We start from the raw sequence: 24,641 nt of genomic DNA on the forward strand, positions 1-24,641 counted from the left end.
TTCGCTCGGAACCGACCCTCGCTCGTGCAGTCGTCGGCCGTCCTCCCGGTGCTGTTCGAGGTGCTCCCAAGAGTCGCGCGCATCGCCGCCTACATCGCCGTGGGCGTCTTCGCCGCGAACCTCGTCGTCGCCTTCGGCCTCGTCGAGCGCATCGCCGGGCTCTCCCGGTATCTGACGAGTCCCGCGAACCTCCCGGACGAGGTCGGGACGGCCATCGTCACCACCGCCGCCTCGACGACGGCGGGCTACGGCATGCTCGCGGAGTTCCGCGAGTCGGGCGTCCTCGACGACCGGGCGACCCTCGTCGCCGTCACCATCAACACGTTCTTCGGGTTCGTCCAGCACATCTTCACGTTCTACTGGCCGGTGCTCATCCCCATCCTCGGCCGCGAGGTCGGCTTCATGTACGTCGGCGCGCGGGCGGCCATCGCGCTCGCCATCACCGCGACCGGCGTCGTCGCCGGCGCAGTGCTCCTTTCTGACCGCAATACGACCCCGGTCGCCGTCGCCGAGACCGACGGCTCGGGCGGCGTGGTCGACGCGGCGGCCACTTCGGACGGCGAGACGACCGATTCAGCCGACGCGGACGACACCGACGACTCCCTCCGAGAGATGCTCGAAGACGCCGCGCGGAGCACGTGGACGAAACTGCGGCGCATCGTCCCGCGACTCGCCGTCGTCTACGTGGCCGTCACGCTCCTCCTGCGGACGACCGACCTCGAATCGTTCGCGGCGCTCGCCAGCCCGCTGACGAACCTCGTCGGCCTGCCGGGCGCGGCGGTTCCCGTCGTCGTCGCCTTCGCGTTCGACACGACGACGGGCGCGGCGACCATCGCGCCGGCCATCGGCGAGACGTTCACGCCGAAGCAGGCCGTGGCGACGATGCTCATCGGCGGCATCATCTCCTTCGCCGTCTCGACGTTCAAGCGGTCGATTCCCTTCCAGTACGGCATCTGGGGCCCCGAGTTCGGGTCGAAGGTTATCGCCGTCAACACGGGGCTAAAAATCGTCTTCATCGCCGTCGCGGTGGCGCTGCTGGTCGCCTGAGCGGCCGAGAAGACGTTGTCTGCGATTCAGCGGTCGTTCGGGTCGACCGGTCGCCCGTCTTCGGTCGGCGGCGCGATGTAGTCGATGACCTCGTCGACCGAGGGGTCGCGGACGGTCACGTGGACCTCGATGTCGCCGAGTTCGTCGGGGTTGCCGACGGAGAAGTTGACGACGCCCTTGAACGCGGCCTGCTTTTTCAGCGCGAACGAAAAGCCGTCGTCGTCGCGGCGCTTCGCGAACTCGCGGCGGGCGGTGTCGAGGATGGCCTGCTCGTGGAGGCGCTCGGAGAACCGCTCCAGTTCGTGGGTCTCTCCGACGAGCGTTCCGGGTTCGTGTTCGAGTTCGACGCCGGGGAAGATGTTCTCGACGGCGTCGCCGACACGGTCGGTGACCTCGGTGTCGCGGACGGGCACCTCGATGCGGACGTCGACGCTGTAAATCATGCTCACGCGTCGGCCTCCGCGACCGCCTCGGGCCCCTCTTCGAACAGTTTCGTGATGGTCTCGCGGTATTCCGCCAGCGTGCCGGTGTTCTGGATGACCACGTCGGCGCGGTCCATCGCGTCGCCCATGCCGAAGTCGAGTTCGCGGCGCTCGCGCTTTTTCAGCGCCTCCACGTCGGTGTCGCTGTCGTCGCGGTCGCGGTCGAGCAGGCGCGCGGCGCGCGTCTCGAACGGCGCTTCGACGCTCACGAGGACGAAGTCGTCGCCGAACGCCTCGCGGAAGCGGTCGAGTTCGACGCCCGATCGAAGCCCGTCGACGAGCACCGCGTCGTTCGATTCGAGGTGCTCTTCGACCATCGGCAGGGACCGCGCGGCGATGGCGTCGTCGCCGTCTTCCTCGCGGAGCGCGGTCGCTATCTTCCCGTGGTCCGTCGCGGGGTCGAGCCCGCGGCGGCGACACTCCTCGCGGATGACGTCGCCCATCGTCACCACGGGCACGCCCGCTTCGCGGGCCACCTCGGCGAGTTCGCCCTTGCCGCTTCCCGGCAGGCCGACCGTCCCGATGACTCTCATAGCCGGTGTTACCGCGTTGGCGCTGTTAAAGCCTCCCTTCACGTCGCTTCGGGTGGCGGGTTTCGCCGCTCTCTCGTCGCCGACTCGGCGCACCCCGGCACCCCGTCGCTTTTCGCCTCGGCCCGCGTACTACGCGTATGTCTCAGCGCTCGTTCGTCGTCCGCGCCATCTGGTTCGTCTTCGTCGGCTGGTGGGCGACGCCGGCCGTCGTCAACGTCGCGTGGTTCCTGAACGCGACCGTTATCGGTATCCCGCTCGGCGTCGCGCTCATCAACCTCGTTCCGACGGTGCTCTCGTTGAAAGAGCCGAAAACCCGACTCGACCCCGACTCGGGCCGCGGCCAGCGGTCGGTCGTCGTTCGAGCCGTCTACTTCGTCTTCGTCGGCTGGTGGCTGAGTTGGGTCTGGGCGAACGTGGCGGTGCTGTTCACGCTCACCATCATCGGCCTCCCGGTCGGCATCTGGATGCTCAACCGGCTCCCGGCGGTCACGTCGCTGTACCGGTTCGACGGGTAGGTCGGGACGGGTAGAACCCGATTCGTTTTTCTTGCAGGGCCGGTTTGTGGGCATCGAGGGCGCGTAGCTCAGTCGGACAGAGCGTCGGACTTCTAATCCGATGGTCGCGGGTTCGAATCCCGTCGCGCTCNGATTCGTTTTTCTTGCAGGGCCGGTTTGTGGGCATCGAGGGCGCGTAGCTCAGTCGGACAGAGCGTCGGACTTCTAATCCGATGGTCGCGGGTTCGAATCCCGTCGCGCTCGCTCGTCGCCTTCGGCTCCTCGCTCGCGCGACGGACATCGCAAACGCTTCGCGTTTGCTCAATCCCGTCGCGCTCTTTTGGTTGGTCGTCGCGCTCTTTTGCTGTGACTGTCCGCCGAGCGACAGCGTCGGCGGTCTCGCCTTCTCCAGCCCTAAACNAATCCCGTCGCGCTCTTTTGGTTGGTCGTCGCGCTCTTTTGCTGTGACTGTCCGCCGAGCGACAGCGTCGGCGGTCTCGCCTTCTCCAGCCCTAAACTGTCTCTGTTCTCGGCGACTATCGGAGCCTGCTCCCGGGTAGTCGTTGGCCAGTCGAGTTAGAAAGACAACATCTTCTTGGTCGGGAGGTACGATACACTTCCCATGGACGTTCTCGGCATCGTCGCCGCGGCGGTCGTCTTCGGCGTCGCCGCCTACAATTTCGCGACGAGCCTCGACGGCCGATTCGCGAGACCCCTGTTCGGTAGTCTGGGACTCGTCGCCGCGACGCTCTACGTCATCGACAGATTCGGCATCGCGGCGTCGCTCGGACTGGACGTCTCCCGCGGCCTCCACCTCGTCGCGGCTCTGCTCGTGGTCTCGGCGCTAGTCGATTTCCTCGCTCGTCGTGCGGGTGCAGACGCTTCCGAGTCGTCGTGAACGCCGCGATTCGCCGTTATTCTCATTACGTGACGGCGAGTTGTCTCTTGTATGGTTTTCGCGTCCGACTCCCCGTTCGGAGGTCGGTTCGAACAGACGATAGACAGCGCGGTCGTCTACGGCAACGCCGAGATGGAGTCCGTGCTGCACGAGGGACCGGTCCGCGTGCTCGTCAACGGCTGGGTCGAGGTGCCGGGCGGCCGGTATCTCTCTCCGCACGCGGTCCACCACATCGACACGCGAGTGTCCGAGTGACGCCGTCGCCGTCTCTCAGACGAGCGACAGTTCCCGGCCGCACTCGGGACACTCGTCGTCGACGATAGTCACCGGCACGTCGCAGTCCGGACAGAACTCGCGGTAACACGCCCTGTCTCCCATACGTACCGCTACCACGGGAGCGGTGGTGAACGTTGGGGCGAACCGGAGGACCGAGCGTCGGCCGGCCCGTCACTCGTCGTCGACGTCTTTTCCCGGGCCGGCGAAGTTCGCGCCGAGTTCGGTACCGTAGCGCCGGGCGTAGACGCCGGGGACCGCGAGGAGATCGCTCGGCGCGCCCGACTCCACGACGACGCCGCCGTCGGCGACGTGGACCCGGTCGGCGTCGCGGACGGCGGCCGCGCTATCGGTCGCTACGACGAGCGGGGCGTCGGCCCGCCGCATCGCGGCGAGGGTAGCGCGGAGGTTCGACGGGGAGGCACTACGGGGCGCGCGGACTACTAAGCCGACACCGGGGAGGAGCGTCGTCGCGAGCGCCGCCGCCTCGGAGAGCCGAGGCGCGACGACGGCGAGAAACGGCGGCCGATTCGTGGGTGTGGTCGCGTCCGAGGCGGCGGCGTCCGCCGAGGACTCGGGAGGGGACATACACCCTGACAGATGCCGTCGCGGGAGATAAGTATAGAGACGAACACCGGCGGTTCACGAACTATTCCGGACGTTTTATAGATATTTGTCAACTTCAGCAACGAATCGGTTGCCGATACACCGACCGTTTCGCGGTGTCTGGTGACGATGCGATGCGGGCGCTCGATTAACGGCGTCCCAATCGCCGCGCGAGCGGACAAAGCAGATGCTAACGGACGTGAATCCGCAAAAAACAGCGTGAATTCGGCCGACGATTCGAGTCGATGCGAAGGTCAGGGTGTGGGTGTGTAGTGGCCTACTGGGGCGCTCACATTGCGCCGCCCATGCCGCCCATACCGCCCATGCCACCCATGCCGCCGCCCATGCCGCCGGGCGCGCCGCCTTCGTCGTCGTCGCCGCCGGTCTGGCCACCGGAGAGGTCGCCAGCGGCGATGACGTCGTCGATGCGGAGAATCATGACGGCGGCTTCGGTCGCGGACTCGATAGCCTGGGTCTTGACGCGGAGGGGCTCCACGACGCCCTCTTCTTCCATGTCGATGACCTCGCCCGTGTAGGCGTCGAGGCCGGCTGCGAACTCGCCGCCGTCGTGGCGCGAGCGCAGGTCGACGAGGGAGTCGATGGGGTCGAGACCGGCATTCTCGGCGAGGGTGCGCGGGATGATGTCCAGCGCCTCGGCGAACGCCTCGACGGCGAGCTGCTCGCGGCCGCCGACGGAGTCGGCGAACTCGCGGAGCTGCAGGGAGAGCTCCGTCTCGGGAGCGCCGCCGCCGGGGAGAACCTTGCCGTCTTCGAGCGTCGTGCGGACGACGCCGAGAGAGTCCTCGATGGCGCGCTCGAGCTCGTCGACGACGTGTTCCGTGCCGCCGCGGAGGATGAGCGTGACGGATTTCGCGTCCTCGACGTCCTCGACGAAGATGCGCTCGTCGCCGCCGACGTCCTTCTGACCGACGGAGCCGGCGAAGCCGAGGTCGTCGGCCTCGATGTCGTCGAGACTGCTGACGACGCGGCCGCCCGTCGCGCGGGCGAGACGCTTGAGGTCGGAGGACTTCGTACGGCGGACCGCGAGGATGCCCTCCTTCGCGAGGTAGTGCTGCGCCATGTCGTCGATGCCGTCACCGACGAAGACGGCGTCAGCGCCGACCTCGACGAGTTGGTCGACCATCTCTTTCAGCTGCTTTTCTTCCTGGTCGAGGAACTGCTGAAGCTGGTCGGGGTCCGTGACGTTGACTTCTGCGTCGATTTCGGTCTCGCGGACTTCCAGCGCGTCGTCGAGGATGGCGATGTTCGCGTCCTCGACGGCGTAGGGCATGTTCTCGTCGACGCGTTCCTTGTCGACGATGACGCCCTCGACGAGTTCGGAGTTGTCGATGGTGCCGCCGACGACCTTCTCGATGGAGACGTTGTTCGTGTCGATGCCGTCGTCGTCCTTGACGGCCAGCACGGCGTCGACGACGAGTTCGGAGAGCAGGTCCTTCGCGGACTCCGCGCCCTTACCGGTCATCGCCGTTGCGGCGATCTTCGTGAGGGTCTCGCGGTCGTCCTCCGTGACCTCGATGGCGTTGTCCTCGAGGACTTCCTTGGCCTTCTCGGCGGCCTGGCGGTAGCCCTGCGCGATGGTCGTCGCGTGGACGTCCGATTCGAGGAGCTCCTCGGCCTGGTCGAGGAGTTCACCGGCGATGATGACGGCCGTCGTCGTGCCGTCTCCGACCTCGTCCTCCTGGGTCTCGGAGACTTCGACGATCATGTTGGCCGCGGGGTGGTCGATGTCCATCTCCTTGAGGATGGTGACGCCGTCGTTCGTGACGACGACCTGCCCGCCGGAGTCGACGAGCATCTTGTCCATCCCTTTGGGGCCGAGCGTCGTGCGTACGGCCTCTGCGACGGCCTTCCCGGCCGTGATGTTCATCGACTGCGCATCCTGACCGGATGTGCGCTGCGAGTCCTCGCCCAGAATGATCATGGGCTGACCCTGCTGCATTCGCTGGCTCATAGTCATCGCCTGATTGTTTGTGATTCTATAAAAAAGCTTCGTTTATTGGTATGCCAAAACGCAACACGGTGGGGTGGTCGAGACTCGGGGACGGCGGACGATTACGCGGGTTTATGTGTGGTTCTCGGTGGGCGGTCTCGTCAGTCTCGAAGCGAGTGCGGTGAAAAGACGATGCGGGCGAGTGCCGTGTCGGCGGTGGACTCGTCGGCGGTGGCGTCTCAGTTGTTCTGCCGGACGTTGAAACCCTGGGTCAGGTCGTTGTGCTTCCGTTCGAGGAAGGAGTACACCGCGCCGTGGGGCGCGCCGTCGAGAATCATCTCGACGGCCCGACGGACGACTTCGACCTCCTCGGGCTGGCCGATGATGCCGAGCGTCGAGCCGTAGATGACCACGTCCGCGCCGGTCAGCTCTTCCATGAGTTCGCGGGTGCGGCCGTTCTCGCCGATGAGGCGGCCCTTCTGCCGCCGCATGTCGTTTTTGTTTCGGGTGTGCCGGTCTATCTCGATGAGTTCGAACATCATCATGTCGTCGTCGAGGAGCGCCATCGCGTCCTCCGGGGCGAAGCCGCGGCCGACCGCTCGAACCACGTCGGGGGCGACCATGCCGAGTACGGGGTCGCCGACGCTGTCGATGGCGACGCTTCCGTTCTCCGAGTCCACGTCGAGTCGGACTTCCGCGCGACTCTCTATCTCTCGGAGCGTCGAGCCACCTTCGCCGATGAGAACACCGATACGGTCCTGCGGCACCTTGACGTGCTGCATATCTCCCGATACCCGTCGGAGTGGTTTAAGCGTTCGCTCGGCGGGTCGCCGCGTGTCTCGGTCGCACACCCCGCCTCGCGGCGGGTTCGCGTCTCTACTCGCTCTCGTCTTCGTCGGCCGTGACGAACTCGAACAGCGAGTCGCCGTCGGCGTCGGCACCCTGCCGCCGGAAGAAGTTGGCCACGTTGCGGCAGTCCCGCCGGAGGAACTCCTCGGCGTTGGGGTGGTGGACCGTCACCGCCTGTCCGAGGTCGATGACGACGAGTTCGCCCTCGTGGATGATGAGGTTGTACTCCGAGAGGTCGCCGTGGACGAGGCCGGCGCGGTGGAGTCGGCGCATGTACTCGCGGACGACCTCGTAGGCGGTCTGGGGGTTCTCGACGCGAACCTCCGAGAGGCGGCGCGCTCGGTCGTCGACGACGCCGACGAGTTCCATGACGAGGACGTTCCGCTGGACTGCGATAGGCTTCGGCACGCGCACGCCGGCGCGCTGGGCGCGTTCGAGGTTGGCGAACTCCTTTCTGACCCACGCGCGGACGACCTGCCCCTTGTCGTGGCCGATGTTCTCGAAGCGCGGGTCGCCTTCGAGATAGTCGCGCATGTGCCGGAAGTCGGAGGCGTTGATGCGGTATATCTTGACCGCCACGTCCGAGTCGTCGCCGCCGAGCGCCTCGAAGACGTTGGCCTCCTTCCCGGTCGAAATCGGCCCGCCGAACGCGTCGATGTACCCGTCTTGGACGAGTTTGTAGATGGCGGCGAAGGTCGCGTCGTCGAACACCGACTGTTCGACTTTGAACTGGTCGGCGTCCTTCAACCGTATCCGGAACTCGTCGAAGTCGCGGTCCTTGCGGCGCGCGATGCGGTCCGCCTCGTCGTCGGAGACGTCTATCTCCTCCCACTCGTCGCCGAACGCCTCGCCCTCTTGGGGTTCGACCATGCCGAACTCGTCAGTCATTGGACTAGGGCTACGAGAGGCGAGATGAAAAGGGCACAGGCTCCGGTTTCGGTGTCGCTCGCTAACCAATCGGCGCGCTCGAACGCGTTACTGGATGTGGCCTTCGCGGCGGAGTTGGTCGGCTTCGGACTTCTCGTAGCGCCAGCTCACGTCGGCCTTCTCGTCCTGCCAGTCCCACGGTTCGACGAGCACCACGTCGTCTTCTCGAATCCAGATTCGCTTCTGCATCCGTCCGGGAATGCGAGCGGTCCGCTCGACGCCGTCGGCACAGCGGACGCGAATACGATTGGCCCCGAGCATGTTCGTCACGACGGCGAACACTTCGTCGTCGTTCGGCATTCGAAGGTCTCGGCGGCTCTCGTTCTCGTCGTCGCTCATGCGCGAGCGTTCGACGTGAGCATGGTTAAATCCGCCGACGTTCGACCGGTAGGAAGCGTCGGACGGAACGACGCGTTTAGGGCGGTCCCGAAACGCCGTCGTGGTATGCTCGACAAACTCGGCACGAAGGGTATCGCCGGCGTCGTCTCGCTGCTCTTGGGTATCGGTATCGTCGCCTATCAGGCACCCGTCGTCGCGGCGGGGCTCGCGTTCGTCGTCGCCGGCCTCGGTCTCGTCGCCAGCGGTCTCGCCGAGGGCGTGATGAAGATGTTCGGCATGGCCTGACGACCCGCCGAATCCCGACTCTGCTCACAGCGATTCGCGGAGGAACGAGAACACTCGCTTTCTGACTGCGGGATAGTGGTACGACGAGTGGAGGAAGACGTGGTCGGCCGCACTGACCCTGTCGTATTCGACCGTAGCCCCGACCGCGTCGAGCGCGTCCGCCAGTCGTGCACTCTGGTCCGGCGCGACGACCGAATCCTCGCTCCCGTGGAGCAACAGCGTCGGCGGCGCGTCGGCGTTGGGGGCGACCCCTGAGTCGGGGTCGCCATCGACATCGGTAATCGGCGAACACCGACGCAACTCGGCGGCCGACGGTCGGCCATCGAACAGCGGCAGCGACTCCCCGGCGCGCTCGTGGTCGTCGGCTCGGAGGTCGTAGACGCCGGAGACGCCGACAGCGGCGTCGATTCCGGTCCGCCGCCCGAACTCGTCACCGTCCGAAAGCGCCGCCAGCAACGCGAGGTGCGCCCCCGCGGAGTGGCCGACGACGGCGACGGCGTCCGGGTCGATACCGAACTCGTCGGCGCGGTCGACGACCCAGTCGATACCCTCGCACACGTCTTCGATTTGCGCGGGGAACGGCGCTTCGTGGCCCAGTCGGTACGACACCTCGGCCGCGACGAACCCCTTGTCGGCGGCGTCGAGCGCCCAGCGGGCGAACTGGCCGGTGGAGCCGGTCTCCCACGCGCCGCCGTAGACGAAGACGACGAGCGGGCGGGACGCCTCGGCCGCCGGCGACGCTGTCGTTTCGGCTATCTCGGTCGCTGCGGGCGATTCGGGGCAGTACACGTCCGCGGTCAGCGTGCGCTCCTCGCGGTCTGCGACGGTTCGGTTTCGATGAACGAGAACGTCGGAAGGGCGGGGCATACCGAGTCGTCGGGTCGGCAGCTTCTATCGGTTTGGGAGACGGCGAGTAGCGGGTCGTCGAGAAGGGGTGAACTACCGGCGGGGCGCGGCGATTACTCGGCTATCTTCGCGCGACCCGGCTCGATGAGTTCGTCGAGGTAGTTCGCGAGCGCGCCCTTCGCGTCGGCGGGGTGGAGTTCGCCGGATTCGAGGTCGGCCTCCAGCGTCTCGTAGTCGTCGTATTCGAGGTTCCCGCCGTACTGCTCGGGGCGCTCGACGACGACCCGCTGGAAGCGCGGGAAGACGTGGTACTCGAAGATTTGGAGGACGGGGTTCTCGCGTTCCTCGCCCTCCTCGGTCGGGTCGGGGTCGGCCGTCGGCGGGCAGAACGCGCCGTTGACCTTGTCTTCGATGTCCTCGGTGGAGTCCTCCATCGAGATGGTGACGCCCTCGGAGGAGGACATCTTGCCGATGCCCGTGCCGAGGTCCGCGATGAGCGGCGTGTGCATGCAGGTCGGCGACTCCTCGCCGATGCTCGGGAGCGTGTCGCGGGCGAGCATGTGGACCTTGCGCTGTTCCATCCCGCCGATGGCGAGGTCCACGTCGAGGTAGACGATGTCGAGCGCCTGCATGATGGGGTAGACCGCCTGCGCGACGGTGACGCCGTCGCCGCTTTTGATTTCGGCCATGGCGCGCTCGGCGCGCGAGAGAGTCGTCTCCAGTTCGAGCGCGTGCAGGTCGAGGACGTAGCTCTCGTCGAGCTGGTACTCCGAGCCGAGGACGAACTCCGTCTGGCTCTCGTCGAGGCCGTAGGCGATGAACTGCGCTTTCATCCGCTCGGCCGTCTCGCGAATCTCCTCGAAGGTGCCCTTGCCGTTGAGGTAGGCGTGTACGTCGGCCAGCAGCACGACTACCTCGAAGCCCGCCTCTTGGAGGTCGATGAGCTTGTTGGCGGTGAGCATGTGACCGATGTGGAGGACGCCGGAGGGCTCGTAGCCCACGTACGCTCGCTTGCCCTCGGGGTCGTCGGCCAGCGCGCGCACTTCGTCCTCCGTGACCACTTCGGAGGCGTTCCGAGTGATCAGGTCGTATGCGTCCATACCTGTTCGGTGTCGGGGATGTGGGATATGACTTCTGATAGGGATTACCGCAGAAACGTGTCGCGTCCCTCGTGAGAACCGCCCCCTCGCCACCCGGCGTCGCAAATCGGCCGGCCGGCTACGATACTCCCTCTGAAACGCCGCGCGCGGGCGAAACGGACAACACGTACCGGTCCCAACTCCGGGTGATGTCCGACTCAGGAAACACGACGCGTGCGCCCGTCATCATCTTCGCCGCGCTCATCCTCGTCGTCTTCGGTCTGCTCGCGGCCATGTGGGCGTCGGTCCGCGGCGGTGACCTCCTCCCGTACATCCTCGGCTTCGCGGTCTACTTCCTCGCGTTCCACATCTACCTCCCTTATCGGGTCCACAAGGACGCGACGTTCAAGGGGCGAAACGCGACGTTCTGGGCCGCCTTGGCTTTCTTCGTGCCGCTCGTCGGCGCGGCGCTGTACTTCGTGGTCGCCGTCGTCGTCGGCCACGACGCGACCGCGGAGTGACGACCCTCGGCGGCCGCGGCTCTCGTCACCGTCTTCAGTGGTGCCAGAACCGATTTACGAACAGCCGCGCATCCCGTCGGTATGCTCTCCGACGACGCGAACCCGATTCGTCGATGGCTCGTGGTCATCTCGCTGTTTCTCGCTCTCCTCACGTACCTCGTCTCCTCGAGTGTGTCCGGTGTCTACCTCGACAACGTCATCCGTCTCGTCTCGGGCGGCGCCGCGTTGGCTATCGGTTTCCTGTTGGTCGTCTCGCTCGTTCGAGCGTGACCGCGGGAGCGAAACCGCGAATGAGGTCCGCCCACGCGTCTCACTTTCGGCCGGTCACCGCCGGTTCTCGGCGCGGTGTTCGGAGATAATCTGGTCAACCATCTCCTCGCGCTGTTCCTTCTGTCGCTCTTCGGCGCGCTCCTTCCAGTCGTCGATGGCGGCGGCCACCTCGGACTCCTTCGCCACGGCGAGTTCGTCTATCTCCTGAATCGTCACGCCGTCGGCCGGTGCGACCGGAATATCGGCCTCGAACAGCACCTCGTCCGCGACCTCCGAGAGGTTGCCCGACCGGAGGACGACCTTGGGGTCGAACTCGGCGAGTCGCTCGGCGGTGGTTCGTCCGGCCCCGCTGGCGTCGCGGAGGTAGACCACGTCGCCCGCGGCGATGCCGTACTCCTCGACGGTGTGGTCGAGCGCGCCGTTGGTGAACTGCTCGACGATTTTGACGGGCACGAGATTTCCGCCGGATTCGTTCGCTTCGCTCTCTCTTCCGGCGACTTCCCACTCGCTGTCGCTCGTGAGAATCCCGTTCGTGTTCACGTCCGCGAAGTTCGAGTGGTCGAGCTTCCACAGCGACTTCAGCTGGTCGAGCTTGTCTGCGAGCTCCGCCTTGTCGGATTCGAGCGATTCGACTTTCCGCTCTAACCGACCGTTCTCGCGTTCCAGTCGGGTAACTTCGCGGCGCTCGCGGGCCTCGCGACGCTCCTCGCGGCGGGCGTCGGAGAGTTCCTCCTTGTACTCCTCGATGGTCTCGTCTTTCTCCTCGATGGTCGACTTCAGGTCCTCGACGTGCGATTCGAGGCGCTCGACCCGCGACCGCAACTCCCGAATCTCGCGTTCTTCGGGCGTGAGTTCGGGTTCCTCGTGAGCCTCCTCGTCGGCGTCGTCGGGGTCGCCCCCGTCGCCGTCGTCGGCCATCTCGCGGAGAACGGCCTCGACCGACTCCTCGCTGGCGAGGACGCGGGCGATGACCTCCTCGCGGTCCACGTCGGCGGGCACCTTCCGGGAGATGCGCTCGAACTGGTCTTCGTGGGCGTCGAAGGCGAACAGCGCCGCCGCGAGGGCGTCGCGCTCGTGGTCGTTGTCGTAGTCGATGTCGCGGGTCCGGTGGAGTTTTTCGTCGACGGGGATGTCGCTCGCGGGAGCCCAGCCGGCGGCGTCGAAGCTTCGCCGGAACTTCTCGACCGTCTCGGGCATCGGCTGCACGTCGGCGGCGACGAGACTCGGTCGCCCGCGCTCGATGAGCCACTCGATGACGGCGGCGGTATCGGCGGTTCGCGTCGAGTGCACGTCGAGGACGCGCCCGTCGAGGCCGACGACGGCGACGGCGGTGGTCGTGCCGGGGTCGATGCCGACGATGACGCGGTCGCGGCGCTTCACGAGCGGTTCGAACTCGATGCCGTCGCGGCGCTCGCGCTCGATTTCGACGCGGGTGTCGCCCGAGCGGTGGGTCGACACGGGGATGTCCTCGGGCCGCGCTTCGACGGTAAACAGCGCCTGCGAGTAGCCGCCGTACTTCTCGGTCACGTCCCGTTCGTAGTCGAGGTTGGCCTCCTTCAGCGAGGACTCGACCTCGCGGGACTGCTGTTTGACCGACCCGTGGATGCGGCGCGTGTAGCGGTCCTGACTCCACCCGCCCTTACCGGTCGAGCGGCCGCGAGAGACCTTCACGGTCGTCGTGTTCTCGAATGCGGCGACCTCGTAGCCGACGTTGGCGAGGGCGAGCCGGGCCGCGGCTTCGGCCTCCTTCATCGGGTCTTTGCCGTAGGGGACGCCGTGGCGCGAGGCGACCCGCGAGAGCGGTTCCGGTCGCTCCGCGCCGGTCACTTGCACCAACTGCGTCTCGTGGGGGAGCCACCGCAGGAAGCGGACTAAATCGTCCTTGTCGGTCGCCAACTCGTACATGTTGTCCGTGGCGACGACGCGCGGTTCGTCGCGCTCGATGAGGCGGCGTAACTTGCGGAAGGAGACCACGTCTCGTTCGATTCGGACCTCGTCTGACTCGGTGTCTCGGGTGTCCAACACGACCAGCGCGTACGACGGCGAGTCGCCGCGGATATCGCCGCTCTGGATGTCGACGCCGAAGACGACCGAGTCGAGCGCACTCGTCCGGTCGTTCACGACGGCGACTAGGGTCGCGCCGAATATATACTCCACGCCGGTTGCGGATACCGACTCGCCTCGGGTGTCGCGTTTGCCCGTCTCGGCCGACGACGCCGTTGCCACCGACGACACCGCCGCCGCGACCCGCGATTGACACGAAACAAACAAGTTTCGGCTATTTGAAAGTAGAGTGATGAGTTCTGACATCCCCGACCCGCCGTCGGTGACCTCCCGGTCGCTGACGCGCATCGCCCTCATCGGTGTCGTCGCCCTCCTCCTTATCGCCGCCCCAATCGCCGGGCTCCTCGCGTGGGAACCCGTCGAGGAAGGGAACGTCAAGGTGGTCAAGAAGTGGGGCGCGACCACCGGCACCGTCTTCGAACCCGGCGCGCACTTCGTCAACCCCGTCTCGCAGTCGACCTCGTCGCTGTCGGTGCGACCGCAGTCGTACACGATGTCGTCGTCGACGAGCGAAGGCGACAGGCGCGGCGACGACGCCATCACCGTCCTGACCGAAGACGGCCTCCGGACGGACATCGACGTGACCGTCCGCTACCGAATCGACGCCGGACAGGCGGTCGAGTTCTACCGCAACTACCGGACGCTCGCCACCGCCGAAGAGCGCCTGATTCGCCCGTCGATTCGGTCGGTGCTCCGGACCGAAGCGGGCCGACTGCCCGTCACCGTCATCTACACCGGCGAGGGTCAGACCCAGTTGAAGGCCGCCGCCGAGCGTGAACTCGCCGAGGAGTTCGCCGACGACGGCCTCATCCTTGAAGCGGTGCAGGTCCGCAACGTCGAACTCCCCGCCGAGTACGCGCAGGCGGTCGAACAGAAGGAAATCACCGAACAGCGCCGCCAGCAGAAGCAGGACGAACTCGCCGTCGAGGAACTCGAAGCCGAGCGCAAGCGCATCGAGGCGCAGGGGCAGGCGGACGCCAACCGCATCCTCGCGGAGTCGCTGTCCGACGAGGTGCTGGCCCAGAAGTACATCGAGAAACTCGACGAGACGGACACCGTCTACATCCCGGTCGGCGACGGCGGCTACCCGCAGTTCGTCCGGTCGCTCGATAGTGACGGGTCGTCCTCGTCGGGTTCGTCCGCCGGTTCGTCGTCGGACACTACCTCGGCGTCGTCGAGGTCGTCGACCTCGTCCGGCTCCGAAAACGAGACGAGCAACTGACGCCGTCGATGCGTCTCCTCCGTGAACTGGCCGCCGCGGTCGTGTTACTCGTCATCGTCGGCGTCCTCGCCCGCTCCGGTGTCGGCCGGTTCGTCCTGCCGGTCGTCGGCCTCGCGGTCGTCGCGGCGCTCGTGGCGCTCCTGTCCAAGCGCCCGGCGTATCCGCGGACGGCCGTCGGCCCGCGGACGAGAATCATCGAGTCGGCCGTCGAGTCCGCGGACGTCGCCTGCGTCGAGTGCGGGTCGCCCGCGACGGCGCGCCGGCGCTACGTCCGCGAGTGGGTCGTCCTCGGGGTCCCCGTCGTCCTCCTCGACGACGGCGAGAACCCGGTCTGCGACGCCCACCGCGACTGACCCGACCTCGCTTTTTGGCTCGACGGCCCGTTCAGCGGCCGCTCAGACGAGCCTGCCCGTCGAGACGAACTCGACGCGCCCGCCGACGCGGACCGCCACCTCGTCGCCGCGGTCCTCGGCTTCGAGGTGGAGGTGCGACGGCCGGCCCATCTCGTAGCCCTGCTCGACCGCGATCTCGATTTCGTCGTCTCCGAAGTAGCGATGGCGGGCGAGATAGCCCGCGAAACAGCCGTTCGCGCTCCCGGTCGCGGGGTCCTCGGCGACGCCGTGGCCGGGCGCGTACATCCGCGCCGCGAAGTCGTTCGCGTCGTCGCGGGGGTCCGGACAGAACAGAAAGAGGTTCTCGACGCCCACGTCGTCGAAGAACGACCGGTACGCCGGGGTAAACACCTCGCTCCGAGCGAGCGCGTCGCGGTCGCAGAGCGGAATCATCACCGCCGGGAGACCGGTCGAGACGACCTGTATCGGCCAGTCGGCGTCGAAGTCGGCCGCGTCGAGCGACAGCACCTCGGCGAGCGTCTCGCGGTCGAGTTCCGCGCCGAACGTCGGCGCGTTCTGCGTCATCCAGTACTGCTCGCTGTCGCTTCCGTCGGACCGGACCTCGACCGAAATCGGACCGACGCCGAGGTTCAGCGTCACCCCGTCGCCCGCGCCGAAGTGTTCGCGGAGGACGGCGGCCGTCCCGAGCGTCGGGTGTCCGGCGAACGGAATCTCGCCATCCGGCGTGAAGATACGAACGTCGTAGCCATCGTCGGGCGACCCGCCCTCGATGAACGTCGTCTCCGAGTAGTTCATCTCGTTGGCGAGCGCGGCCATCTGGTCGGAACCGAGCGCGTCCGCCCCCTCGAAGACGGCGAGTTGGTTCCCGGCGTACTTCGCCGTGGCGAACACGTCGACGGTGTGGAAGGCGTTCTGCGGCACACCGGCGGATGCGCCCGGGCGGGAGAAAAGTGTACTGTGGCCCCTCGAACTACTCCCCGGTCTCGGCTCCGCCGCCGTCGCTGTCGGCGTACGGAACCTCCAGTTTCTGGCCGTCCTCGGCGACGAACGCCTCGCCGTCGTAGACCTCGCGGGCCTGTTCGAGAAGCGGGCTCGGGTCGGCGGCGTACCGGGCGGAGATGTGCGTCAGCGCGAACCGCCGAACGTCGGCGTCGCGGGCGATTCGGGCGGCCTCGCGGGCGGTCGAGTGCGCGGTCTGTTTCGCCCGCTCCGCCTCCTCGTCGGTGAACGTCGCGTCGTGGACGAGCAGGTCGGCGTCGCGGGCGACTTCGACGGTCGAATCGAGCGGGCGGGTGTCGCCGGTGTAGACGACGGTTCGCCCGGGTCGGGGGTCGCCGACGACCTGCTCGGAGCGCACGACCGTGCCGTCTTCGAGTTCCACGTCCTCGCCGGCGTGGAGGCGACCGAACGCCGGACCGACGGGAACGCCGAGTTCCTCGGCCTTCTCGCGGTCGAACCGGCCGGGGCGGTCGTCTTCGACGAGGGCGTAGCCGACGGAGGCGGTCCGGTGTTCGGTGTCGAACGCGCGGACCTCGTAGTCGTCGGCGCGGTAGGCGACGTTGCCGGGGCGGACCTCGTGGACGGAGACGTGGAAGCCGGGTTGATAGCCGCCCGCGTGGACGAGCTTTTCGAGGTGGCGCTTGCTCCCCGGCGGGCCGTGGATGGCCAGCGAGTCGTCGCGGTCGTTGAAGTCGAGCGTCTGAATCAGGCCGGGGATGCCGAGGATGTGGTCGCCGTGGAGGTGGGTGACGAACAGGTGGCTGACGCCGAATCCGGTCCCGTAGCGCATCATCTGGCGTTGGGTTCCCTCCCCGCAATCGAACAACAGGCGCTCGCCGTCGCGGTTCACGAGGAACGCGCTCGGCGCACGCGCCGTGGTGGGGACGGCCCCGCCGGTCCCGAGGAAGGTCGCGCGCATGGACATGCACCACAATGATAGCGGCGGGACTAAACGTGCGTCGAATCGGTCGCGGCCTCGGGGCTCGCCCGCGGGAAACCCGAGTCCGCCCGACGGCCCGGACCGACCGATTCTTACCCGACCGTCTGCTACCGGAGTCCAATGGACGCGCCGCTGTGGACCGAGACGCACGCGCCGGGGCTCGAAGACCTCCCACAGCCGGAGGTCCGCGAACGCCTCCGACGCGCCGTGGACGAACCGATGAACCTCGTCGTACAGGGCCCGCCGGGCGTCGGCAAGACCGCCGCCGTCCGCGCGCTGGCTCGCGAGGCGCATTCGGACCCCGAAAACGACCTCATCGAACTCAACGTCGCGGACTTCTTCAATCGGACGAAAAAGCAGATTCGCGCCGACCCGCGGTTCGAGCAGTTCCTTGACGGCCGCAGTCGCATGGCGAAACGCGACATGATAAACCGCGTGCTCAAGGAGTCCGCCAGCTACGCCCCGATGTCCGGCGAGTACAAGACCATCGTCCTCGACAACGCCGAATCCATCCGCGAGGACTTCCAGCAGGCGCTCCGCCGCGTGATGGAACAGCACCACCGGACCACGCAGTTCGTCATCACCACCCGCCAGCCCTCGAAGCTCATCCCGCCGATTCGCTCGCGGTGTTTCCCGGTCCCCATGCCCGCGCCCGACGACGACACGCTCGAAGCCCTCCTCGCGGACATCCTCGACGCGGAGGGCGTCGACTACGACGACGGCGGCCTCCAGTTCCTCGTGGACGCGTCCAACGGGAACGTCCGCAAGGCCATCCTCTCGGCCCAGCGGACGGCCACCGAGGCCGACGAGGTCACGATGTCCACGGTCCACGCCGCCCTCGGCGACGTGGGCTTCGACGACGAGCTGAAGACGCTCCTCATCAACGCCCGCGAGGGCGACATCAAGGACGCCCGCAAGACCCTCACGACGCTCCTCGACGACGAGGGCTACGAGGGACAGGAGCTCCTGGCTGACATCCTCCGCGTCGCTGACTCGACCCCCGAGCGCTTCGCCGACGGCGAACTCGCCCGCCTGCACGAACTCGCGGGGCAGGTCGACCTCGACATCTCGACGGGCATCGACGACCGCCTGCACATCACCCACCTCCTCACGAGTTGGGGCGCGGACGTCCGCGGCGAGGCATAATGAAGTTCGCACCGGGCTACCGACGGTTCGCGCTCCCCGCCTTCGTCGGCGCGGCGCTCGCGTCGTTCGTCTTCCCGCCGCTCGGGGCCGTTCTCCTCGCCGTGGGAGCGTTCGTCCTCTGGTTCTTCCGTGACCCCGAACGCTCGCCGCCCGACGAACCGGGCGTCGTCTCTCCCGCCGACGGGCACGTCTCCGTGATTCGCGTCGAGGACGGCCGCGTCCGCGTGGGCGTGTTCATGAACGTCACCGACGTGCACGTCAACCGCGCGCCCGTCTCCGGCGCGGTCCGAACCGTCACCCACCGCCCCGGCGCGCACAAGCCGGCGTTCTCGAAGGACTCCGACCGAAACGAGCGCGTCGACATCGAGGTTGCGGACGAACGTGATGGCGAGTACGAGGTGTCTCTCATCGCCGGGGCGTTCGCCCGGCGGATTCACTCGTACGTCGCACCCGGCGACGAACTCGTCCGCGGGCAGAAACTCGGCCACATCGACTTCGGCTCCCGGGCGGACGTGCTGTTACCCCCGGAATACGGCTCCGAGGACGTTATCGTCGAGAAGGGCGAGTCGGTGCGGGCGGGCGAGACGGTACTGGCGCGGCGGGAGTGATGCACCGACTTCCCCCGCCTGAATGACAAGAAATTAACACGCAGACGGCGTTGCGGGCGGCATGTCCTCCACAGTCCACGAACCGTCCCAACCCTCCGCACGGACGCCGTCGCCGTGGTGGTACGGCGTCGCCCTGTTCCCGATTTCGGTCCTGCTTGGCGCACTCATGTTCCTGGCTACCTGGGGATTCGTGCCTCTCGGCCGACTCGGGTCCGAAGCGATGATGCTCAGTTTCTTCGCTATCGTAGTTATCGTGGACCTCATCGGCGTTCTCGTCGGTCTCTTGGTCACGATTTTGCTCGGTATCGACCTGCACGCAGTACGGGGGTCGGGTGTGTCGTGGCGACCGAGTTGGCTCTGGGTCGGCGCGGGACTGATCCACTTCGTCGGGGGCGTGTTCTCGCCCCTGTTCGTCGTCTCGGTGCCGCTTCTGTCGTACTACTTGTATCGACGGGGCAAGCGCACCGGGTCGCCGAGTTTCTGAGTCCGAGTTCCCGCACCTCGACGCCGACGGAATCGGACGCGCCGGTCTCATCGGGCAGACCGGACCGCACCCCACACAAGACACTTAACACAACAACTATTTGACAATCTATGCAGCGCAGAGGTGTCCTCGCGTCTCTCGGCTCGCTCGCCCTCCTCTCCGGGTGTGTCGGTGGCTCAGACGAGTCCTCGTCTGAAACGAAGACCGAGACGAAGACTGCAACGACGACCACCGCCAACCCGGAGACGACCGAGTCCGGGCAGGCCGCGACCACCACGGACGAGTGCGGGTGGCCGCAGTTCTGCGAAGGGTCGGAACTCGTTCGCGTGCGGGTCAGCGGCGGCTTCTCCGGCGAGGTCGTGTTGAAGCCCGCGTGCCGCGAGGACGACGTGGAACTCTCGCCGGGCGAGACGGAGACGCTCACCCGACAGACCGACGCCGAGACCTGCGACGTGACACTCCTCGTCGACGGCGAGGTGGCGTACGACGAACGGATTCAGGACTACGAGTTCGTGATGTTGCGTGTCGGCTCGGACGGCGACCTCACGCTCCAGAAGGAAGAGCTGTAGCGGCCTCGGTCGCCTCGACTACCGGAGCGTCTCGACGGCGAGCATCGCGACCGACACGACGAGCGAGAGGACCGCCACCACGAGACCGAACAGGTAGGACGGGTTCGACACGTCCGGGTTCGACAGGAGCGACACCAGCAGGAACGACGACCCCATCGCGACGATAGCCATCGCTCGCGGGTTGGGGTCGTACGCCTCGGCGAGGGTTTCTCGAACCGTGCGCGACATGCCTTCGCTTCGACGCGCCGGACGATAGTCCTGTCGCGCGATTGAATAGTGGGTCGTCGACCGCGACTACGACCGCGGTTGTGGCCGCGACCTGCGACCACCGGCACCGCCGTCGATTCCGACTACCGATGGAGCAGATGCACGTACCGCACCAGCGACCGGTGAACTCGCCGTTCGAACACCCGTTCGACCTCCCAGCCGGCGTCTTCCGCTTCCTCGGTCCACGACCGGTCGGCGACCATCACGCACTCGGGGGCGACCCGGCGGACCTCCGCCAGCGCCCCGCCGACGAGGTCCGAAAGCGAGTGGCGCGCGATTTTCGACTGCCGGCCGTAGGGGGCGTCGAACACCGCGCCGTCCATCGAGTCGTCGCGGAGGGGGAGCGCGGTGGCGTCGCCGCGGACCACGTCGCCGTCGCCGACGTAGTGGCGCAGGTTCTCACGCGCGCCGCCGACCATCTTCGCTTGGGCGTCGACGCCGACCACGTCGGCGCCGACGAGGCCCGCTTCGAGGAGGACGCCGCCGGTGCCGCACATCGGGTCCAGAATCCGGGCGTCGGGCTCCGCGCCGGCCATGTTGACGAAGGCGCGGGCGTCCACGGGGGCCATGCTCCCCGGCTGGAAGAACGGTCGGTCGGTCGGTTTCCGGTCGGCGAAGTCGCGGACGGTCTCGACGGTGGTCCAGCCGACGAGACAGGTGTCCTCGGAGAAGTAGACCCGAAGCACGTGGTCGGGGTCGTCCAAATCGACGCCGAAGCCGCGGTCGACGAGCGCCGACCCGAGTTCGCGCTCGGCGTCGGTCGTGCTGATGCCCGTGAGTCCTCGCACGTCGCGGGCGCGGACGGCGACGGTTCCTTCGCGGTCGATGTTCGCGGCCGCGACGACGGCGCGCGCGGCGTCGATGTCGGGGTCGCAGCGACCGACCAGTTCGACGACGCGCCGGGTGTAGGCGAGTCGCCTCGCGCGCTCCGGTTCGACGCCGCGGGCGGTGGCGAGGCCGGGGGCGACGACCGTCACGCCCGTCGCGGCCGACTCGGCCTCGCGGGCGGCGAAGGCGTCCTCCTCGCCGGCGAGTTCCAATCCGTACACGCTCGGACCTGACGGGCCGCGGAAATGAGGGTATCGGTCGTCGTCGCACCCGCGAGCGCGGTGACGCGCACTCCGACCGATGGCGACGCCGCCGAACGTGACAATCCGGCGACGGCGAGACTTATACTGGCCGCTCCGAATCCTCCCGCATGGCCTCTCTCGACGCCATCCTCTGGGGCGCGGCGGCGCTCGCCTACGGCCTCGGCGACTACGTCACGACCGTCCTCGGTGTCAGGATGGCCGGCGTCCAGGAAGGAAATCCAGTCGTGCGACTCATCTCGGGCGGCGACCCCGGACCCGGCTCGTTCGCGGTGTTAAAACTCGTCTCCGTCGCCCTGTTCTTCGCCGCCTACTGGGTGCTCAGACCGGCCGTCGCACGGCTCGCAGTTCCCATTTCCTTGACACTTCTCGGTGCGGTCGTTACCGTTCGGAACGTCCGGATTATTCGTCGCCGCGCGTAAGCTGTCAATTCCTTGCACCAATCTTTTTAAACCTTAAATACGTGACTTAAATCGTTGTATGACCGACCCCAAGGACACAATCAACATCGAAAACGTCGTCGCCTCCACGGGAATCGGCCAAGAGCTCGACCTCCAGAGCGTGGCGATGGACCTCGAGGGCGCCGACTACGACCCCGAGCAGTTCCCGGGACTCGTCTACCGCACCCAAGATCCGAAGTCCGCGGCGCTCATCTTCCGGTCCGGAAAAATCGTCTGCACCGGCGCGAAGTCGACCGCCGACGTGCACGAGAGCCTCGAAATCGTCTTCGACAAGCTCCGCGAGCTTCAGATACCGGTCGACGACGATCCCGAAATCACCGTCCAGAACATCGTCACGAGCGCGGACCTCGGCGAGAACCTGAACCTCAACGCCATCGCCATCGGCCTCGGTCTCGAAAACATCGAGTACGAGCCCGAACAGTTCCCTGGACTCGTCTATCGCCTCGACGAACCGAGCGTCGTCGCGCTTCTCTTCGGGTCGGGCAAGCTCGTCATCACGGGNACATCGAGTACGAGCCCGAACAGTTCCCTGGACTCGTCTATCGCCTCGACGAACCGAGCGTCGTCGCGCTTCTCTTCGGGTCGGGCAAGCTCGTCATCACGGGTGGGAAGAAGCCGGAAGACGCCGAAGCAGCGGTCGACGTCATCATCTCGCGCCTCTCCGAACTCGGTCTCCTGAACGGGTCGTTCTAACCTCGTCGGGTCCTCCCGAGCGCGCCGCGTAACCGGGACCCGAATCGACCGAATCTAAGTCAGTCGCGTCCCTCGGACCGATATGGACGCGCTCACCTTGCAGACGGCCGCCGGTGCGCCGGTCACGGCCGTCGCCGGAACGTTCGCGCTGTTCGCGCTGTTCCTCTCTCTCACCGCCCACATCGCCGCGCGGAATATCCTCGGCGACGTGGAACTCAAGAAGGCGTTCGCCGTCGGACCGGTTCCCGCGGCCATCGCCGTCGTCTTCACCACCTTCGGGTGGAACTCCTTCGTCGCGCTCGCGCTCGCAATCGGGCTCGACTTCGGCTTCGTCAAGTACCTCTACGGCCGGTCGAACCGCCTGTCGGCGTACGTGGTGACCATCCACTTCGTCGTCTCGGTGCTCCTCGGCCTCGTCCTGTTCGGTCTCACCGTCATCCTGACGAGCGCGCCCATCTGAGGTCGCGCTCGCCGTACTTTCTTGCCCGCGGCCGCTGAATCTCCCGTCGTGTCTCCCCGCCGTCTCCTCTGGAACGACATGGAACGCCGGCCGCGAGCCCCGTTTCGACTGCTCGCGACGCCCGTCGTCTTCGTCCTCGTCTCGCTCGTGGTCGCCCTCTCGCTCTCGGCCGCCCTCGGCGCTCTCGCCGAATCCAGTCGACTCGTCGCGCTCGTCGTCTCGCTCGTCTCTGTCGGGGCGAGCGGTCTCGCCGCCCTCGTCGTCGCGCGGTACGTCGACCGGCGGACCGTCACGGACCTCGGTCTCCGGTTCGACCGCGAGTGGGCGGTCGACCTCGCGTTCGGCCTCGCGCTCGGAACGGGGTTGATGACCGCCGTCTTCGTCGTCGGCGTCGCGGCGGACTGGATTGCGGTCTCCTCCGTCCCGCTCGGCGTCGACCGACTGCTCGGCGTCGGCTCGCTCCTCGCGTTCTTCGTCGTCGTCGGCATCGCCGAGGAACTCCTGCTTCGGGGCGTCGTCCTCACCGATGTCGCCGAGGGCCTCCGCTGGCGATTCGGCCCGGACGCGGCGGTCGCCGGCGGCCTCGCGGTCTCGTCGGCGGTGTTCGGCGTCGCTCACTACACGAACCCGAACGCGGGGTTCGCCAGCACGACCAGTATCACCCTCGCGGGCGTCATGCTCGGCCTCGGCTACGCGCTCACCGGCGACCTCGCCATCCCGACGGGCATCCACATCTCGTGGAACTTCGTCCAGGGCGGCGTCTTCGGCTTCGCGGTCAGCGGCCTCGACTTCGGCACGTCGCTCGTCGAGACGACGGAACGGGGTCCCGACGTGATTACCGGCGGCGCGTTCGGCCCAGAGGCCGGCCTGCTCGGCGTCGGCGCGATACTGCTCGGCGCGGTCTGTATCGCGGCCTACGTCCGGGCGCGCCGCGGCGAACTCGGGTTCGAGCCGTCGGTCACGGTGCCGGACCTGCGCTGGAAGGAATAACGGGCGCGACGGGCGCGTCGATTACTCGACTAACCGCTCGATTTCGGTGACGAGGATGCCGCTCGCGCCGACGTTCTTCAGGTCGCTGACGACCTCGAACACGTCGCGTTCGTTCACGACGGCGTGGACGGCGACCGTCGAGTCGCCGGCGACGTCCATCACGGTCGGGCCGCCGAGGCCGGGGATGACCTCCTTCACCTCGTCGAGTTTCTCGCGCGGCGCGTTCATCATCAGATAGCGCTTGCCCTCCGCAGAGCGGACGGATTCGAGCGCCATGAGCAACTGCTGGACCTTCGGGTCGTCGACCACGTCGGGGCGGGCGAACAGGCGAACCGACGACGACAGCACCTCGTCGATGACTGCGAGGCGGTTCACCCGGAGGGTCGTCCCGGTCGAGGTGATATCGATGATGGCGTCGGCCATCTCGACGTGCGGCGTCAGTTCGGTCGCGCCCGTGACCTCGACGACCTCGGCGTCGATGCCCTCCTCCTCGAAGTAGGTCCGCGCGATGTGCGGGAACTCGGTGGCGACGACCTTGCCCGACACGTCCGCGACGGTCTCGATGTCGCCGTCCTCGGGCGCGGCGAGGACGAGCCGACACTTCCCGTACTCCAAATCGAGCAGGTCTTCGAGTTCGTGGCCCGACTCGCGGACCTGGTCGAGTCCCGTGATGCCGACCTCGGCGGCCCCGTCGCGGACGTACTCGGGGATGTCGGCGGCGCGGGCGAACAGCACGGTCACGTCGGGGTCGACGGTCCCGGCGTAGAGTTTGCGCTCGGCACCGTTGTCGAGGTGCAGCCCCGCACGCTCCAGAAGTTCTATCGTCGGTTCGTGCAGGCGGCCCTTGTTGGGCACGGCGATTCGCATACCTCTCCGTCACGTCCCGGAGGTAATTGA

At 67.1% G+C, this 24,641-nt stretch carries 32 protein-coding genes, 2 tRNA genes and 1 pseudogene; 20 read left to right on the plus strand and 15 right to left on the minus strand.

The window, feature by feature from the left end:
- The first annotated feature begins 24 nt into the window (after positions 1 to 24).
- A complete protein-coding gene (locus C457_RS01030; protein ID WP_008091164.1) occupies positions 25 to 1,047 on the plus strand; it encodes a hypothetical protein in 1,023 nt (340 codons plus the stop codon).
- Positions 1,048 to 1,073: 26 nt separating this feature from the next.
- Here C457_RS01030 and C457_RS01035 read toward each other — a convergent pair whose 3' ends face one another.
- Positions 1,074 to 1,490 (minus strand): RNA-binding domain-containing protein, encoded by a 417-nt coding sequence (locus C457_RS01035; RefSeq protein ID WP_004973919.1) that lies wholly within the window; start codon positions 1,488 to 1,490, stop codon positions 1,074 to 1,076.
- A 2-nt stretch (positions 1,491 to 1,492) separates the two neighbouring features.
- On the minus strand, positions 1,493 to 2,062 hold the full coding sequence (locus C457_RS01040; protein WP_008091167.1) for an AAA family ATPase: 570 nt from the start codon (positions 2,060 to 2,062) through the stop codon (positions 1,493 to 1,495).
- Positions 2,063 to 2,199: 137 nt separating this feature from the next.
- Between C457_RS01040 and C457_RS01045 the strand changes: the two genes are divergently transcribed.
- From C457_RS01045 to C457_RS01065, 5 genes are all read left to right on the plus strand, one after another.
- On the plus strand, positions 2,200 to 2,577 hold the full coding sequence (locus tag C457_RS01045) for a YccF domain-containing protein (RefSeq protein ID WP_004973917.1): 378 nt from the start codon (positions 2,200 to 2,202) through the stop codon (positions 2,575 to 2,577).
- A 57-nt stretch (positions 2,578 to 2,634) separates the two neighbouring features.
- A tRNA-Arg gene (locus C457_RS01050) sits at positions 2,635 to 2,707 on the plus strand.
- Positions 2,708 to 2,746: 39 nt separating this feature from the next.
- Positions 2,747 to 2,820 (plus strand) — tRNA-Arg (locus tag C457_RS01055).
- Positions 2,821 to 3,178: 358 nt separating this feature from the next.
- A complete protein-coding gene (locus tag C457_RS01060) occupies positions 3,179 to 3,454 on the plus strand; it encodes a hypothetical protein (RefSeq protein ID WP_008091170.1) in 276 nt (91 codons plus the stop codon).
- Between the two features lie 51 nt (positions 3,455 to 3,505).
- Positions 3,506 to 3,709, plus strand: coding sequence for a hypothetical protein (locus C457_RS01065; protein ID WP_008091171.1), 204 nt, complete (start codon positions 3,506 to 3,508; stop codon positions 3,707 to 3,709).
- Between the two features lie 192 nt (positions 3,710 to 3,901).
- On the opposite strand, the gene C457_RS01070 is transcribed toward C457_RS01065, so the two are convergent.
- The 5 genes from C457_RS01070 to eif1A form a co-directional block, all read right to left on the minus strand.
- Positions 3,902 to 4,315, minus strand: a complete 414-nt coding sequence (locus C457_RS01070) for an ABC transporter ATP-binding protein/permease (RefSeq protein ID WP_008091173.1) — start codon at positions 4,313 to 4,315, stop codon at positions 3,902 to 3,904.
- Positions 4,316 to 4,622: 307 nt separating this feature from the next.
- Positions 4,623 to 6,275, minus strand: coding sequence for a thermosome subunit alpha (gene thsA / locus C457_RS01075; RefSeq protein ID WP_004973912.1), 1,653 nt, complete (start codon positions 6,273 to 6,275; stop codon positions 4,623 to 4,625).
- A gap of 248 nt (positions 6,276 to 6,523) precedes the next feature.
- Positions 6,524 to 7,066 carry a KH domain-containing protein gene (locus tag C457_RS01080; RefSeq protein WP_004973911.1) on the minus strand — a complete coding sequence of 181 codons (543 nt, stop codon included), beginning with the start codon at positions 7,064 to 7,066 and terminating at the stop codon, positions 6,524 to 6,526.
- A 94-nt stretch (positions 7,067 to 7,160) separates the two neighbouring features.
- Complete coding sequence (gene rio1 / locus C457_RS01085) at positions 7,161 to 8,021, minus strand: serine/threonine-protein kinase Rio1 (RefSeq protein WP_008091174.1); 861 nt, start codon at positions 8,019 to 8,021, stop codon at positions 7,161 to 7,163.
- 87 nt (positions 8,022 to 8,108) lie between these two features.
- A complete protein-coding gene (eif1A, locus tag C457_RS01090; protein ID WP_004045248.1) occupies positions 8,109 to 8,399 on the minus strand; it encodes a translation initiation factor eIF-1A in 291 nt (96 codons plus the stop codon).
- A 105-nt stretch (positions 8,400 to 8,504) separates the two neighbouring features.
- Here eif1A and C457_RS01095 point away from each other — a divergent pair, with 105 nt between their 5' ends.
- Entirely contained in the window at positions 8,505 to 8,684 is a 180-nt protein-coding gene (locus C457_RS01095; protein ID WP_004973908.1) for a DUF7470 family protein, read from the plus strand.
- A gap of 24 nt (positions 8,685 to 8,708) precedes the next feature.
- Here the strand turns inward: C457_RS01095 and C457_RS01100 are convergent, their stop codons facing one another.
- Positions 8,709 to 9,551, minus strand: coding sequence for an alpha/beta hydrolase (locus C457_RS01100; RefSeq protein ID WP_008091176.1), 843 nt, complete (start codon positions 9,549 to 9,551; stop codon positions 8,709 to 8,711).
- A 92-nt stretch (positions 9,552 to 9,643) separates the two neighbouring features.
- The gene (locus C457_RS01105) at positions 9,644 to 10,630 is read right to left on the minus strand and encodes a tyrosine--tRNA ligase (RefSeq protein WP_008091178.1); all 987 of its coding nucleotides are present in this window, start codon (positions 10,628 to 10,630) and stop codon (positions 9,644 to 9,646) included.
- Between the two features lie 188 nt (positions 10,631 to 10,818).
- Between C457_RS01105 and C457_RS01110 the strand changes: the two genes are divergently transcribed.
- Positions 10,819 to 11,130, plus strand: a complete 312-nt coding sequence (locus tag C457_RS01110; RefSeq protein ID WP_008091179.1) for a hypothetical protein — start codon at positions 10,819 to 10,821, stop codon at positions 11,128 to 11,130.
- Between the two features lie 81 nt (positions 11,131 to 11,211).
- The gene (locus tag C457_RS01115; protein WP_008091180.1) at positions 11,212 to 11,400 is read left to right on the plus strand and encodes a hypothetical protein; all 189 of its coding nucleotides are present in this window, start codon (positions 11,212 to 11,214) and stop codon (positions 11,398 to 11,400) included.
- A gap of 54 nt (positions 11,401 to 11,454) precedes the next feature.
- Here C457_RS01115 and C457_RS01120 read toward each other — a convergent pair whose 3' ends face one another.
- The gene (locus C457_RS01120; protein WP_008091182.1) at positions 11,455 to 13,521 is read right to left on the minus strand and encodes a DUF460 domain-containing protein; all 2,067 of its coding nucleotides are present in this window, start codon (positions 13,519 to 13,521) and stop codon (positions 11,455 to 11,457) included.
- 175 nt (positions 13,522 to 13,696) lie between these two features.
- Between C457_RS01120 and C457_RS01125 the strand changes: the two genes are divergently transcribed.
- Both C457_RS01125 and C457_RS01130 read left to right on the plus strand, forming a co-directional pair.
- Positions 13,697 to 14,686 carry a prohibitin family protein gene (locus tag C457_RS01125; protein ID WP_008091184.1) on the plus strand — a complete coding sequence of 330 codons (990 nt, stop codon included), beginning with the start codon at positions 13,697 to 13,699 and terminating at the stop codon, positions 14,684 to 14,686.
- Between the two features lie 8 nt (positions 14,687 to 14,694).
- Positions 14,695 to 15,039: a hypothetical protein gene (locus tag C457_RS01130; protein WP_008091186.1), complete on the plus strand. Its 345-nt coding sequence runs from the start codon at positions 14,695 to 14,697 to the stop codon at positions 15,037 to 15,039.
- A 42-nt stretch (positions 15,040 to 15,081) separates the two neighbouring features.
- Here the strand turns inward: C457_RS01130 and C457_RS01135 are convergent, their stop codons facing one another.
- Both C457_RS01135 and rnz read right to left on the minus strand, forming a co-directional pair.
- On the minus strand, positions 15,082 to 15,960 hold the full coding sequence (locus C457_RS01135; RefSeq protein ID WP_008091188.1) for a PhzF family phenazine biosynthesis protein: 879 nt from the start codon (positions 15,958 to 15,960) through the stop codon (positions 15,082 to 15,084).
- A gap of 49 nt (positions 15,961 to 16,009) precedes the next feature.
- Positions 16,010 to 16,957, minus strand: a complete 948-nt coding sequence (gene rnz / locus C457_RS01140) for a ribonuclease Z (protein WP_008091190.1) — start codon at positions 16,955 to 16,957, stop codon at positions 16,010 to 16,012.
- Positions 16,958 to 17,098: 141 nt separating this feature from the next.
- Here rnz and C457_RS01145 point away from each other — a divergent pair, with 141 nt between their 5' ends.
- From C457_RS01145 to C457_RS01160, 4 genes are all read left to right on the plus strand, one after another.
- Positions 17,099 to 18,124 (plus strand): AAA family ATPase, encoded by a 1,026-nt coding sequence (locus C457_RS01145; protein ID WP_008091192.1) that lies wholly within the window; start codon positions 17,099 to 17,101, stop codon positions 18,122 to 18,124.
- On the plus strand, positions 18,124 to 18,732 hold the full coding sequence (locus C457_RS01150) for a protein sorting system archaetidylserine decarboxylase (RefSeq protein WP_008091193.1): 609 nt from the start codon (positions 18,124 to 18,126) through the stop codon (positions 18,730 to 18,732). The genes C457_RS01145 and C457_RS01150 overlap by 1 nt, the downstream gene beginning before the upstream one ends.
- Positions 18,733 to 18,793: 61 nt before the next feature.
- Positions 18,794 to 19,216, plus strand: a complete 423-nt coding sequence (locus C457_RS01155; protein ID WP_008091195.1) for a hypothetical protein — start codon at positions 18,794 to 18,796, stop codon at positions 19,214 to 19,216.
- Positions 19,217 to 19,326: 110 nt separating this feature from the next.
- A complete protein-coding gene (locus C457_RS01160; RefSeq protein ID WP_008091197.1) occupies positions 19,327 to 19,785 on the plus strand; it encodes a hypothetical protein in 459 nt (152 codons plus the stop codon).
- A gap of 18 nt (positions 19,786 to 19,803) precedes the next feature.
- Here C457_RS01160 and C457_RS01165 read toward each other — a convergent pair whose 3' ends face one another.
- Together C457_RS01165 and C457_RS01170 are read right to left on the minus strand one after the other, a co-directional pair.
- Entirely contained in the window at positions 19,804 to 20,013 is a 210-nt protein-coding gene (locus C457_RS01165; RefSeq protein ID WP_008091199.1) for a hypothetical protein, read from the minus strand.
- A gap of 122 nt (positions 20,014 to 20,135) precedes the next feature.
- Positions 20,136 to 21,092, minus strand: a complete 957-nt coding sequence (locus C457_RS01170) for a methyltransferase domain-containing protein (RefSeq protein WP_008091201.1) — start codon at positions 21,090 to 21,092, stop codon at positions 20,136 to 20,138.
- A gap of 158 nt (positions 21,093 to 21,250) precedes the next feature.
- Here C457_RS01170 and C457_RS01175 point away from each other — a divergent pair, with 158 nt between their 5' ends.
- The 5 genes and pseudogenes from C457_RS01175 (at position 21,251) to C457_RS01190 (ending at position 23,744) form a co-directional block, all read left to right on the plus strand.
- The gene (locus C457_RS01175) at positions 21,251 to 21,562 is read left to right on the plus strand and encodes a DUF5658 family protein (protein ID WP_008091202.1); all 312 of its coding nucleotides are present in this window, start codon (positions 21,251 to 21,253) and stop codon (positions 21,560 to 21,562) included.
- A 58-nt stretch (positions 21,563 to 21,620) separates the two neighbouring features.
- Positions 21,621 to 22,100, plus strand: a pseudogene (locus C457_RS01180) (TATA-box-binding protein); the annotation flags it as partial.
- 5 nt (positions 22,101 to 22,105) lie between these two features.
- Positions 22,106 to 22,294 carry a hypothetical protein gene (locus C457_RS21120; protein WP_083864262.1) on the plus strand — a complete coding sequence of 63 codons (189 nt, stop codon included), beginning with the start codon at positions 22,106 to 22,108 and terminating at the stop codon, positions 22,292 to 22,294.
- An 82-nt stretch (positions 22,295 to 22,376) separates the two neighbouring features.
- Complete coding sequence (locus tag C457_RS01185) at positions 22,377 to 22,754, plus strand: DUF7473 family protein (RefSeq protein ID WP_008091204.1); 378 nt, start codon at positions 22,377 to 22,379, stop codon at positions 22,752 to 22,754.
- 21 nt (positions 22,755 to 22,775) lie between these two features.
- Positions 22,776 to 23,744, plus strand: a complete 969-nt coding sequence (locus C457_RS01190; RefSeq protein WP_049913339.1) for a CPBP family intramembrane glutamic endopeptidase — start codon at positions 22,776 to 22,778, stop codon at positions 23,742 to 23,744.
- A 21-nt stretch (positions 23,745 to 23,765) separates the two neighbouring features.
- Here the strand turns inward: C457_RS01190 and hisG are convergent, their stop codons facing one another.
- On the minus strand, positions 23,766 to 24,611 hold the full coding sequence (hisG, locus tag C457_RS01195; protein WP_004045274.1) for an ATP phosphoribosyltransferase: 846 nt from the start codon (positions 24,609 to 24,611) through the stop codon (positions 23,766 to 23,768).
- Between the last annotated feature and the right edge of the window lie 30 nt (positions 24,612 to 24,641).

Origin of the sequence: Haloferax prahovense DSM 18310 (genome assembly GCF_000336815.1) — an archaeon.
In the GTDB taxonomy this organism is placed as follows: Archaea; Halobacteriota; Halobacteria; order Halobacteriales; family Haloferacaceae; genus Haloferax; species Haloferax prahovense.

Bases quoted from the DNA above. Each gene is read 5' to 3' on its own strand.
- C457_RS01035 (WP_004973919.1), bottom strand. From the start codon at position 1,490: ATGATTTACAGCGTCGACGTCCGCATCGAGGTGCCCGTCCGCGACACC.
- C457_RS01040 (WP_008091167.1), bottom strand. From the start codon at position 2,062: ATGAGAGTCATCGGGACGGTCGGCCTGCCGGGAAGCGGCAAGGGCGAA.
- C457_RS01045 (WP_004973917.1), top strand. From the start codon at position 2,200: ATGTCTCAGCGCTCGTTCGTCGTCCGCGCCATCTGGTTCGTCTTCGTC.
- C457_RS01060 (WP_008091170.1), top strand. From the start codon at position 3,179: ATGGACGTTCTCGGCATCGTCGCCGCGGCGGTCGTCTTCGGCGTCGCC.
- C457_RS01065 (WP_008091171.1), top strand. From the start codon at position 3,506: ATGGTTTTCGCGTCCGACTCCCCGTTCGGAGGTCGGTTCGAACAGACG.
- C457_RS01070 (WP_008091173.1), bottom strand. From the start codon at position 4,315: ATGTCCCCTCCCGAGTCCTCGGCGGACGCCGCCGCCTCGGACGCGACC.
- thsA (WP_004973912.1), bottom strand. From the start codon at position 6,275: ATGATCATTCTGGGCGAGGACTCGCAGCGCACATCCGGTCAGGATGCG.
- C457_RS01080 (WP_004973911.1), bottom strand. From the start codon at position 7,066: ATGCAGCACGTCAAGGTGCCGCAGGACCGTATCGGTGTTCTCATCGGC.
- rio1 (WP_008091174.1), bottom strand. From the start codon at position 8,021: ATGACTGACGAGTTCGGCATGGTCGAACCCCAAGAGGGCGAGGCGTTC.
- eif1A (WP_004045248.1), bottom strand. From the start codon at position 8,399: ATGAGCGACGACGAGAACGAGAGCCGCCGAGACCTTCGAATGCCGAAC.
- C457_RS01095 (WP_004973908.1), top strand. From the start codon at position 8,505: ATGCTCGACAAACTCGGCACGAAGGGTATCGCCGGCGTCGTCTCGCTG.
- C457_RS01100 (WP_008091176.1), bottom strand. From the start codon at position 9,551: ATGCCCCGCCCTTCCGACGTTCTCGTTCATCGAAACCGAACCGTCGCA.
- C457_RS01105 (WP_008091178.1), bottom strand. From the start codon at position 10,630: ATGGACGCATACGACCTGATCACTCGGAACGCCTCCGAAGTGGTCACG.
- C457_RS01110 (WP_008091179.1), top strand. From the start codon at position 10,819: ATGTCCGACTCAGGAAACACGACGCGTGCGCCCGTCATCATCTTCGCC.
- C457_RS01115 (WP_008091180.1), top strand. From the start codon at position 11,212: ATGCTCTCCGACGACGCGAACCCGATTCGTCGATGGCTCGTGGTCATC.
- C457_RS01125 (WP_008091184.1), top strand. From the start codon at position 13,697: ATGAGTTCTGACATCCCCGACCCGCCGTCGGTGACCTCCCGGTCGCTG.
- C457_RS01130 (WP_008091186.1), top strand. From the start codon at position 14,695: ATGCGTCTCCTCCGTGAACTGGCCGCCGCGGTCGTGTTACTCGTCATC.
- rnz (WP_008091190.1), bottom strand. From the start codon at position 16,957: ATGCGCGCGACCTTCCTCGGGACCGGCGGGGCCGTCCCCACCACGGCG.
- C457_RS01145 (WP_008091192.1), top strand. From the start codon at position 17,099: ATGGACGCGCCGCTGTGGACCGAGACGCACGCGCCGGGGCTCGAAGAC.
- C457_RS01150 (WP_008091193.1), top strand. From the start codon at position 18,124: ATGAAGTTCGCACCGGGCTACCGACGGTTCGCGCTCCCCGCCTTCGTC.
- C457_RS01155 (WP_008091195.1), top strand. From the start codon at position 18,794: ATGTCCTCCACAGTCCACGAACCGTCCCAACCCTCCGCACGGACGCCG.
- C457_RS01160 (WP_008091197.1), top strand. From the start codon at position 19,327: ATGCAGCGCAGAGGTGTCCTCGCGTCTCTCGGCTCGCTCGCCCTCCTC.
- C457_RS01165 (WP_008091199.1), bottom strand. From the start codon at position 20,013: ATGTCGCGCACGGTTCGAGAAACCCTCGCCGAGGCGTACGACCCCAAC.
- C457_RS01175 (WP_008091202.1), top strand. From the start codon at position 21,251: ATGGCCTCTCTCGACGCCATCCTCTGGGGCGCGGCGGCGCTCGCCTAC.
- C457_RS01185 (WP_008091204.1), top strand. From the start codon at position 22,377: ATGGACGCGCTCACCTTGCAGACGGCCGCCGGTGCGCCGGTCACGGCC.
- hisG (WP_004045274.1), bottom strand. From the start codon at position 24,611: ATGCGAATCGCCGTGCCCAACAAGGGCCGCCTGCACGAACCGACGATA.